The following is an 11122-nucleotide window of genomic DNA, read 5'->3' on the forward strand; positions in this document are numbered from 1 at the left end:
CGCTGGATCGATCGTTGCCCAAGGTTGAAGCGATCTTGAGGGAGCTATGCATGTTCGAACCCGCCGAGTTACGAAGATGCTTGATTATGGTTCGGGTGCATTGTTACAGGGCGCAGTTCCAGAGTGCGGAGTCAGATTCTGGCCGGAGCAGCCAACGTGTTGGCGAAAGGTCCTTGCAGACACCGCAGATTTAACGCTCCCGCAACCGATACCCCACCCCGGCTTCAGTCACGATGAAACGCGGATTAGTCGGGTCGTCGGCCAGTTTCTGGCGCAGATGGCCGACGACGATGCGCAGGTAGTGGCTGTCTTCGGCATGGGTTGGGCCCCAGATATCCTTGAGTAACTGCTGCTGGGTGATGACTCGCCCTGGATACCGGGCCAGTTGCGCCAGCACCGCGTATTCCTTGCGGGTCAGCCCCACTTCAACGCCGTCGAGCAACACCCGCCGATAGGCAAGGTCTACCGTCAGCGGGCCGAATGTCAGCGCTGCTTCCTGTGCCTCACCGCTGGGCGCCTGACGCAATAATGCGCGGACCCGCGCCAGAAACTCCTGAATACCGAACGGTTTGGTCACGTAATCGTTGGCGCCGTTGTCCAGCGCCTGGACTTTCTGTCCCTCGCTCGCACGTACCGACAGCACCAATACCGGCACTGTCGACCATTCACGAAACGCCCGCAGCACGTCCTGGCCGTCCATGTCCGGCAGGCCGAGGTCAAGCACCAGCAGGTCCGGTTTGTTCAGCGCCGCCTGGCTCAAGCCTTCGGTACCGCTGCCGGCTTCAAGCACTTTGTAACCTTGCGAGGCCAGGCTGATACGCAGAAATTTGCGTATCTGCGGCTCATCATCAATCACCAGGATGGTCGAGGTCTGGCTCATGGTTGCCTTGCCGTTTCACAATAAAAAACAAGCGTAACCCAAGACGCCATCACCGCGCGTGCTCTATTTCTGCTTCAGGCTGGGTCTGCAGGGGTAGGTGCAAAGTGATACAGGTACCCCGCCCGTCGATGCCTTCCGCGACGGTAATTCTTCCACCGTGAGCACCCACCATACCCTGGCAGATCGCCAAGCCCAGGCCCGTACCCTGCCCACCCCGGTCACCCCGTGCAGCGGTGTAGAACATATCGAAAATCTTCGCCCGCTCAGCTTCGGGAATTCCCGGTCCTTCGTCGCTTACCGAGAAGAACAACTCGCTGTCACTGGCACCAGCCTCCACCCGCAAACGACCCTGCGACGGCGAAAAACGTGCGGCATTTTCCAGCACGTTGACCAGCGCCTGCTCGATCAACGCGGCGTGCACGAAAAGCAGCGGCAACTCCGCTGGCACGTGGGTACTGACCTGCAAGGGCGCCAGCACCGTGCGCAAGCGGTTGAGGGCGCTGCCGACGATGTCGCCAGGAGACACCCAATCCCGCGCCAGCTTCAACGCGCCATGGCCCAGGCGTGTCATGTCCAGCAAGTTCTGGATATAACGATCCAGACGCTCGGCCTCGTCACGAGTGCCTTCAAGCAACTCGCGGCGGTCTTCCAGCGAAATCGCCTCGCCCAATGCCAGCAAACTGTCGATCCCGCCGCGCATGGCGGTCAACGGGGTGCGCAGGTCGTGGGACACCGAGGCCAACAAAGCGCTGCGCAGCTGTTCGGTTTCACCGTGCAAACGCGCAGCCTCCAGCTCATCAGCCAGTTGCGCCCGGGCCAGCGCCTGCGCCAGCGGCTGGCTGAGTGCGGTCAGCAGGCGCCGACGCTGGTCGGTAAATGGCTGCCCCTCACGTGGGCAGACGCCGAGCAATGCCAAAGGCCCCTCTTCCATCGACAACGGCCACCACCACCAACGACCCAGCGGTAAAGTGCCAGTCCCCAACCCAGCAGGTTGATCGTGTTGCCAGGCCCAATCCGCTGCGGCGCGTTCGGCCTCGGAAAGCTGCAAGGGGCTGCCGACTTCGATCTTCCAGCCGTCCTGCCCGTCTCGATCGAGCAGGCACACCTGTAGCTCTTTCCAGCCATTCAAATGTTGCTCGGCGGCGCTCAACACCGCCTGACGATCAGTGGCGGCCGTGAGTTTGCGCGACAGGTCGAGCAGTTCGCTGGTTTCCTCCTGCGTGTCGCGCAAGGCCTGCAGTTGCCGACGCTGCCGGGCCGCCAGGTTGCCGGTCAAGGCCGCCATCAAGAGAAAGAACAACAGCGTCAGCACATCTTCTTCACGCTGGATGCTGAACGAGAATATCGGTGGAATGAAGAGAAAGTCGTAGGCCAGGAACGACAACGCCGCACAGGCCAGCGCCGGACCGAGACTGCTGCGCACCGCCACCAGCAACACTGCCGCGAGGAACACCAAGGAGATGTTCGGCAGCGCCAGCACACTCGCCACCCCCCAGGCCAAGGCGCTGGCCAGAACCGTGGCAATCAATGCCAGACCATAATCGAACCAGGCGACTGCGCGGGTCGAATGCAAGCGCGGCTGATCGTGCTGAGCCTCACTGTCGAGTACATTGATTTCCAGGCCATGGGCATCGCGCAGCAAGCGCGTCGCCAGACCACCGCCAAACAGCCGTCTGCGCAAACGCGGGCGCGATTGACCCACCAGCACCAGACTTGCACGCCGCTCGGCTGCATGCTGGATCAGGGTTCTTGCCACTTCGCCTGCTCGCAGCAATACCACTTCGCCGCCAAGGCGCTCTGCCAGTAGTTGGGCATTTTGCAGGCGCATCCGGGCCTGTTCATCGATGACCTTGCCGTTATCGACATGCACCAGGCTCCAGGGCAGATGCCGACGTTGCGCAACGCGACTGGCATGTCGCACCAGACGCTCGGCCTGGGCATCACCGTCGATACCAACCAGCAGTCGACCGCGTACTGCGGGGGCGGCCTGACCCAACTGACGGTAACCCAAGGCCAGGTCATCATCGACCTGAGCTGCCGCAGTCTGCATCGCCAACTCGCGCAACGCCGTCAGGTTGGTCTGGGTGAAGAACGCATCAATGGCGGCGCGGGCCTGCTCCGGCACATAGACCTTGCCGTCACGCAACCGCTCCAGTAGCTCACGCGGAGGCAGGTCGATCAGCACCAGTTCATAGGCTTCCTGCAACACCCAGTCAGGCAATGTTTCGCGGACCAGCACCCCGGTGATGCCCCGCACCTGATCATTAAGGCTTTCCAGATGCTGGACGTTGACGGTGGTGTAGACGTTGATCCCCGCCGCGAGCAATTCCTGAATGTCTTGCCAACGCTTGGTGTGGCGGCTGCCCGGAGCATTGCTGTGCGCCAGCTCGTCGACCAGCACCAGTGTCGGTGCGGCCTTGAGCAGGCCGTCCAGGTCCATCTCCTCCAGGGTGACGCCACGGTATTCCGAACGCAGCATCGGTTGTTGTGGCAAACCGCTGAGCAATGCTTCGGTTTCGGCACGGCCATGGGTTTCCACCACCCCCGCCACGACCTGCACGCCCTGGCGCAACTGTGCATGGGCTGCCTGGAGCATGGCGTAAGTCTTGCCCACCCCCGGCGCGGCGCCGAGAAACACCTTGAGCCGCCCCCGTCCCTCCTTGGGCAGATCAGCTAACAGTGCATCGGCTCGACCAGCGTTACTCATAGTTTGTTCTCGCATCACAATTGCGCAGACGGTAACTCATTCAAGGTTTGATTCAAGGTCAACACGTTTACCACGGGTGGACCAATCAGTGGCCGATAGGTGTTTTCATCCACCAACCGTTGCAGGGTCTCTACCGACAGATTGCGTGCAGCAGCCACCCGCACCATTTGATAGGCCACGGCTGCAGGTGGCAAGTGTGGATCAAGACCGCTGCCAGAGGTGGTCAGCAAGGCCAGGGGTACCGCGCCCTGCCCCGCAACCCGTTCCCTGGCGACAGCCTCTGTGACCCGTGCGGCCAGTGCCGGGTTGCTCGGCCCGAGGTTGCTGGCGCTACTGGACACCGTGGCAAAGTCCCCGGCAGAGGGACGCGAATGGAACCAGCCATCACCGGTAAAATTCTGCGAGATCAGTTCCGAACCTCGCACGTTGCCAGTGGCGTCGCGCAACAGGCTGCCATTGGCTTGATCAGGGAACGCCACTTGGGCAATACCGGTGACCACCAGCGGGTACGCCACGCCGGTGATCAAGGTCATTAACACAATCAGGCTCAGGGCCGGACGCAATACAGTCGACATCATCGAATCCTCAATCAGTGTGAATGTCGCGCCCTGTCGAGCGCGACGACAGTCGCTCGCTTAAACCAGATGAAGGCCCGTCAGCAGCATATCGATCAGCTTGATCCCCACGAACGGCACAACAATCCCGCCCAGGCCATAGATCAACAGGTTCCGACGCAACAGGTGCGCCGCACTGGCTGCCTGCACGCGCACGCCGCGCAATGCCAGCGGGATCAGGACCACGATGATCAGGGCATTGAAGACAATGGCCGAGAGGATCGCGCTCTGCGGGCTGGCCAGGTGCATGACGTTGAGCACCCCCAACTGCGGATAGATAGCCGCGAATAACGCAGGCAGGATCGCGAAGTACTTGGCCACGTCGTTGGCAATAGAGAACGTGGTCAAGGCGCCGCGTGTCACCAGCAATTCTTTGCCGATCTGCACCACATCCAGCAGCTTGGTCGGGTCGCTGTCGAGATCGACCATGTTCGCCGCCTCGCGCGCCGCCTGAGTGCCATCGTTCATCGCCATCCCGACGTCAGCCTGCGCCAAGGCAGGGGCATCATTGGCACCGTCGCCACACATTGCGACCAAACGACCGTCGTTCTGCTCCAGACGAATACGCTCCAGCTTTTTCTCTGGGGTGGCTTCGGCCAAGACGTCATCGACCCCGGCTTCAGCGGCAATCGCAGCCGCCGTCAGCGGGTTATCACCGGTCACCATGACCGTGCGAATCCCCAGCTTGCGCAATTCAGCGAACCGCTCGCGGATGCCCGGTTTGACCACGTCTTTGAGGTGGATCACGCCCAGTAACTTGCCGTCCACGCACACCAGCAGCGGCGTGCCCCCGGTTTTGGCGATTTTTTCGACTTCCCGGACCAGCGCTGGCATCAGGTCCGTGCGCTTGACATCAATGAACGCCAGCAGCGAATCCACCGCGCCTTTACGGTAAACCCGGCCTTGATAGTCGACCCCGGACAAGCGGGTTTCAGCACTGAACGCTACCGGTGTCAGCGTTGCTACATTGGGTTCGATCATCGGGTGCAGCTCACGCAGGTATTCGACAATCGACTTGCCTTCAGCCGTATCATCCGCCAGCGAGGCCAACAACGCGCCCTCACCCAGCTCCTTGGCGCTGACACCCGGCGCGGGGTGAATCGCGGTGCAGCGACGGTTGCCGAACGTGATGGTGCCGGTCTTGTCCAGCAGCAACACGTGCACGTCACCGGCGGCTTCCACTGCACGACCTGATTTGGCAATCACGTTCAGCCTGACCAGACGGTCCATCCCGGCAATACCAATGGCCGACAACAGGCCGCCAATGGTTGTAGGAATCAGAGTCACCAGCAGCGCCACCAGAAACACCAGCGGCAGGCTGCCATTGGCGAAGCGGGCGAACGGTTGCAGGGTGACCACCACCAACAGAAAGATCAGGGTCAGGCCGATCAGCAGAATATCCAACGCAATTTCGTTGGGGGTTTTCTGCCGTTTGGCACCTTCCACCAGTGCAATCATGCGGTCCAGCGTCGACTCACCCGGGTTGACGGTGATACGCACCAGCAACCAGTCGGACACCAGCCGCGTGTTGCCGGTAACCGCAGAACGATCACCGCCCGACTCACGAATCACCGGCGCGGATTCGCCAGTAATCGCGGCTTCGTTGACCGCCGCGATGCCTTCGATGACCTCGCCGTCGCCAGGGATCATTTCCCCCGCGTCGACCCGCACCACATCGCCCTTGCGCAAGCGGCTGGCATCGACCACGTGAAAGCTTCCGTTTTCGTCCTTGCGTCGCGCTTTCAGACCTTCACTGCCAGCTTTCAGGCTGTCGGCGCGGGCCTTGCCGCGACCTTCAGCCAGGGCTTCGGCAAAGTTGGCGAACAGTACGGTGAACCACAGCCAAAGAGCGATCTGCACCGCCACCGACGTCGGCACCTGCGGGTCAGGAATCAGGCACAGAACAGTCGTGAAGATGGCGGTCAGCTCGACCACCAGCATGACTGGCGCGCGTTGCAACTGGCGCGGGTCAAGTTTGACGAACGCTTGTACCAGTGCCGGGCGCCACAGCGACGAGATGGCTGTCGCTGGCTGTTCGGTCGCGCGGCTTTTATCGACGTTCTTTGTTACAGGAATTGGCATATTCATGATCTGCTCCTCAGAAGCCCATGCTCAAGTGTTCGGCAATCGGCCCCAGCGCGAGGGTCGGCAAGAAGGTCAAACCACCGACCAGCAAAATGGTCACGGTCAGCAAGGTCACAAACAGCACGCCATGGGTTGGAAAGCTGTCCTGGCCCTGAGGTGCGGTCTTTTTCATCGCCAGACTGCCCGCCAATGCCAGCACCGGCAGGATGTAGCCGAAGCGACCGAGAAACATCGACAGGCTGAGCATCAAGTTATGGAACAAGGTGTTCGCGCTGAAACCGCCGAACGCCGAGCCGTTATTGGCGGTGGCTGAGGTGTAGGCGTACAGCAGCTGACTGAAACCATGCGGACCGGGATTGCTCACCGCCGCCATCGGTCCCGGCAAGCTCGCCGCCAGAGCACCGAACACCAACACACCAACGGGCATCACCAGCAAGGTCGCGACCAACAGTTTCACTTCCCGGGCTTGCAGCTTCTTGCCCAGGTATTCAGGTGTGCGGCCAATCATCAAACCGGCAAGAAACACCGCAATCAACACATTGAGCAACATGCCGTACAGGCCCGCCCCGACCCCGCCGAAGATCACTTCGCCGACCATCATGTTGACCAGCGCGACCATCCCGGTCAGTGGGTTAAGGCTGTCGTGCATGCCATTCACCGAGCCGTTGGACGCCGCAGTGGTGGTCGCAGTCCAGAGCACCGTGCCGCTGGTGCCGAACCGGGTTTCCTTGCCTTCCATCGGTGCGGCTTGTTCGACCGACACGATGTTCAGAGTCGGATTCGGTTGATACTCAGCCCACATCGCCGTCGCACCGCCGATCAAGAACAGGGTCAACATGCACGCAATAATGGCTTTGCTTTGACGCATGTCTTTAACGTAGTTACCGAAGGTGAACACCAGCGCGACCGGAATCAGGATGATCGATACCAGTTCGAACAGATTGCTCCAGGCGGTCGGGTTCTCGAACGGATGCGCCGAGTTGACTCCAAAGAAACCACCGCCGTTGGTGCCCAGTTGCTTGATCGCGATCTGACTGGCTGCCGGCCCCAACGGGATGCTCTGATTGGCGCCTTGCAGAGTCACTGCGTCAACGTAATGAGCGAAAGTTTGCGGAACGCCCTGCCAGACCAAAAACAATGCCAGCACCAGACACAACGGCAGCAGCCCATAGAGGGTGGCGCGTGTCATGTCGGCCCAGAAGTTGCCAAGGTGTTGCGTCGAACGGCGGCTGATGCCACGGCAAAACGCGACCAGCACCGCGATGCCAGTGGCGGCACTGACGAAGTTCTGCACGGTCAAGCCAGCCATCTGACTCAAGTAGCTGAGCGAAGCTTCGCCGCTGTAGTTCTGCCAGTTGGTGTTGGTGACAAAACTCATTGCCGTGTTGAACGCCAGCGACCACTCCATTCCCGGCAGTTGCTGCGGGTTGAGCGGCAGAGCGCCTTGGAACAGCAGAATCGCGAACAACAGGAGGAAACCCGCCAGGTTGAAGGCGAGCAAGGCCAGGGCATAGGTTTTCCAACTCTGTTCGGTCTGCGGATCAACGCCGGACAGGCGATAACAGATGCGCTCGACCGGCCCCAATACCGGACTCAAAAAGGTACGCTCACCCTCCATGACCCGGTAATAAAAACGCCCCAGCCATGGCGCTGGCAGCAGCACCAGCACAAAAAAAGCCAGGATCAGTAGATAGTCATAACTGTGCATGGCGGCTCCTAATTCCGGCCGGCGCGTAACAGCGCCACCAGTAAGTAAATGAACAGCCCTGCTGCCAACAGCAGTGACACCCCGTCCAGAACGCTCATGGAAATTCTCCGTCGTACGGCAACTGCCGCGTGTCAGCCATTGTCCGCAGGGAGGGTGTAAAGGAACGAGATCGACGAACCCTGATGGGCATAAAGAAAGCGTAAAGAGTGGGATTTACAGGGGGCGTCAGGAGGACCGAGGGGCCTTGTATCAAACCCGATACATTCCAGACAACCGCCGGACACGTGGACACAACAGCCTTCCGCCGCGCGCGCGAGCGAAGTAGCATGGCGGGCAGCGTTGTTCTTCAATCGCGGCCAGTGATGGCGGCACCCTCAGGCGACAGTCGTACCATGCAAGCAGTCCCCCCTATCAGTATCGACAACGCTCCGACCGATGAGCGCCGCTGGAATACCCGCGCCCTGATCGTTGACGACGATGTGCCCATACGCGAACTCCTTTGCGATTACCTGGCCCGGTTCAACATCCACTGCCGTGGCGTGACCGATGGCAGCGCCATGCGCCAGGCGCTCGGCGAAGAAACCTTCGACGTGGTCGTGCTGGACCTGATGCTGCCCGGTGAAGACGGCCTCTCGCTGTGCCGCTGGCTACGCGGTACATCGGACATTCCTATCTTGATGCTAACCGCCCGTTGCGAGCCCACCGACCGCATCATCGGTCTGGAACTGGGTGCCGACGACTACATGGCCAAGCCTTTCGAACCCCGCGAGCTGGTAGCACGCATCCAGACTGTGTTGCGCCGGGTGCGCGACGACCGAAGCGAACCGCGCAACAACATCCGTTTCGACGCCTGGCGCCTGAACAGCGTAATGCGCCAGTTGACCGCGCCCGATGGCCTGGTGGTGCCCCTGTCCAACGCCGAGTTCCGCCTGCTGCGCGTGTTTCTTGAGCGCCCACGGCGTGTGCTCAATCGTGAGCAATTGCTGGATGCAGCACGCGGCCGGACCATAGAAGCTTTCGACCGCAGCATCGATTTACTGGTATCGCGCCTGCGACAGAAGCTCGGAGACGACCCGAGAGCGCCGCAACTGATCAAAACTGTACGCGGCGAAGGTTATCTGTTCGACGCCAGGGACATCGGTTGATCCGCTCGGCCGACACACTGTTCGCCCGTCTGTTCGGCGGGGCGTTGCTCGCGATCCTGTTGGCGCATGTGCTGGCGTTCATGTGGTTCATGCATTACGGACCGCCCCCGCCGCCTCCCCCTATGCCAGACGCGTTCGGTCAGCCGCCCCCCGGTTTCGACGCTTCACACCCCCCCATGCAGCGCCCACCAGGAAGGCCACCCTTGTTCGGGGGCCCCGTCGTGCCGCTGATATTTCAATTAATTACCCTGGTGGTCGCCGCCTGGTATGGAGCCAAAGCCCTCAGCCGACCGATCCAGCGCTTGAGCGAGGCCGCCGAGCGCTTGAGCGAGAACCTCGACAGCCAACCCCTTGAAGTCAGCGGCCCACGTGAGGCGCGTCAGGCGGCGCAGACGTTCAACTTGATGCAGCAGCGCATCCGTGAACAGGTCCAGCAACGCGGACGCATGCTCGCGGCCATGTCCCATGACTTACGCACACCACTGTCGCGCCTGAAACTGCGCGTCGAACAGATTGATGAACCGAAGCTGCACGGGCAGATGAGCCAGGACCTGGACGACATGATCGGCATGCTCGATGCCACCCTGACCTACTTGCACGAACAGCGTAATAGCGAGGCGTTGCAGCTTTTCGATGTGCAGGCACTGGTCGAATCCCTGACCGAAAACGCCCAGGATCAGGGCGATGACGTACACAGCAGCGGCCAGTGCAAGCCGCTCATGGCGCAGCCGATGGCGTTGCGTTCATGCCTGGGTAACCTGATCGATAATGCCCTGCGTTATGCGGGGCACGCGCATGTCGACATTCAGGATCATCCACAACGGGTGCAACTGCGGGTCAGCGATCAAGGACCGGGGATCGCTGCTGGTCTGCGCGAGGCGGTATTCGAGCCGTTCTATCGCGTCGAAGGCTCACGTAATCGCAACTCCGGCGGCATCGGCATGGGCATGACCATCGCCCGCGAAGCCGCCCGGCGCATGGGCGGCGACCTACGCCTGGAAGACACTCAGGGGGGCGGCCTGACCGTCGTCATCGACCTGCCCCGCCGGTAAAATCCGACGCGCCGACTGTGCGTGTCAGCCTCGATACAAATCCCGAATACCCCCGACACTTGACGCCCCGAGGCTTCATAAGCCGGTGCACTGCCACCGGCCCAAACAACCTGTGGAGTCAAGCCGATGATCAGTGGCGTCAGTAACAGTTATTCGAGCTATACAAGCTCAAGCGCGAGCACAACGGCCAGCGCGAACAGCAAGAAATTCCAGGAAGAATTGCTGGCCAAACTGGACACTAACGGTGATGGCAGTATCGGTAAGGATGAACTGAGTTCAGCCCTGTCGTCGAACAGCAACGATGGCGTAGTGGTCAGCCTGAGCAAAGCGTTCAGCGGCCTCGATAGCAATGACAATAGCAGCCTGGACGCCACCGAACTGTCGGCCATGGCCCAGCCACCGCAGCCACCCGCCGAGCCGTCCACGGACGTCGCTGAAAAAGTGCTCAGTTACCTGGACAGCAATGGCGATGGTTCCGTCAGCAGTGATGAGCTGAGTACCGGTTTGAGCAGCACTGACAGCAGCAGCGCTGACAGTTCAAAAGTATTTTCGGCGCTGGACACCAACAAGGATGGGACTATCAGCCTTGACGAGCTGACCGCCAGCCTGCAGCCCGCGCCACCACCGCCACCCGCCGAGCAAGACTCCAGTACCACGGGCTCTTCCACCAGTACCAGCACCAGTACGTCTGACGCCAGCACGTTGTTCAGTAACCTTGATGCTGACAGCAGCGGCAGTGTCAGCCTCGACGAACTGACCTCTGCGTTGAGCACCGACATCACCGGGCAAAGCGCCAGCGCCAAAACGGCCGCTGCCGAAGCGTTGAGCAAGATGGTCGCTGCGCTGAGCCAACGTTATGAAACCGACGGCAGCAAGCCCATCGGCAACCACCTGAACGTCGCAGCCTGACAACCAAACCCGCCGCGAAGGC

General features: G+C 61.0%; 9 protein-coding genes. 3 read left to right on the forward strand and 6 right to left on the reverse strand.

The genetic code is table 11. From position 1 onward, the window contains the following. Positions 1-190: 190 nt before the first annotated feature. From K0F75_RS03010 to kdpF, 6 genes are read right to left on the reverse strand one after another with little or no spacing between them, the layout of a single operon-like run. Positions 191-880: a response regulator gene (locus tag K0F75_RS03010; protein WP_219060300.1), complete on the reverse strand. Its 690-nt coding sequence runs from the start codon at positions 878-880 to the stop codon at positions 191-193. A gap of 49 nt (positions 881-929) precedes the next feature. Beyond that, positions 930-3587, reverse strand: coding sequence for a sensor histidine kinase KdpD (locus tag K0F75_RS03015; RefSeq protein WP_219060303.1), 2658 nt, complete (start codon positions 3585-3587; stop codon positions 930-932). 14 nt (positions 3588-3601) lie between these two features. Beyond that, complete coding sequence (gene kdpC / locus K0F75_RS03020; RefSeq protein WP_219060305.1) at positions 3602-4162, reverse strand: potassium-transporting ATPase subunit KdpC; 561 nt, start codon at positions 4160-4162, stop codon at positions 3602-3604. A gap of 60 nt (positions 4163-4222) precedes the next feature. Then, positions 4223-6289: a potassium-transporting ATPase subunit KdpB gene (gene kdpB / locus K0F75_RS03025; RefSeq protein ID WP_219060306.1), complete on the reverse strand. Its 2067-nt coding sequence runs from the start codon at positions 6287-6289 to the stop codon at positions 4223-4225. Positions 6290-6299: 10 nt separating this feature from the next. Beyond that, positions 6300-7994, reverse strand: coding sequence for a potassium-transporting ATPase subunit KdpA (kdpA, locus tag K0F75_RS03030; protein WP_219060308.1), 1695 nt, complete (start codon positions 7992-7994; stop codon positions 6300-6302). A gap of 8 nt (positions 7995-8002) precedes the next feature. Beyond that, complete coding sequence (kdpF, locus tag K0F75_RS03035) at positions 8003-8092, reverse strand: K(+)-transporting ATPase subunit F (protein ID WP_219060310.1); 90 nt, start codon at positions 8090-8092, stop codon at positions 8003-8005. A gap of 294 nt (positions 8093-8386) precedes the next feature. Here kdpF and K0F75_RS03040 point away from each other — a divergent pair, with 294 nt between their 5' ends. The 3 genes from K0F75_RS03040 to xopAW all read left to right on the forward strand — a co-directional run bounded on the left by K0F75_RS03040 (position 8387) and on the right by xopAW (position 11100). After that, positions 8387-9139 (forward strand): response regulator, encoded by a 753-nt coding sequence (locus tag K0F75_RS03040; protein ID WP_219060312.1) that lies wholly within the window; start codon positions 8387-8389, stop codon positions 9137-9139. After that, a complete protein-coding gene (locus K0F75_RS03045; protein WP_219060314.1) occupies positions 9136-10191 on the forward strand; it encodes a HAMP domain-containing sensor histidine kinase in 1056 nt (351 codons plus the stop codon). The genes K0F75_RS03040 and K0F75_RS03045 overlap by 4 nt, the downstream gene beginning before the upstream one ends. Before the next feature lie 126 nt (positions 10192-10317). After that, positions 10318-11100, forward strand: coding sequence for a XopAW family type III secretion system calcium-binding effector (xopAW, locus tag K0F75_RS03050; RefSeq protein ID WP_219060316.1), 783 nt, complete (start codon positions 10318-10320; stop codon positions 11098-11100). Positions 11101-11122 lie beyond the last annotated feature (22 nt).

Origin of the sequence: Pseudomonas sp. UMAB-08, from assembly GCF_900095225.1 — a bacterium.
Lineage (GTDB): Bacteria > Pseudomonadota > Gammaproteobacteria > Pseudomonadales > Pseudomonadaceae > Aquipseudomonas.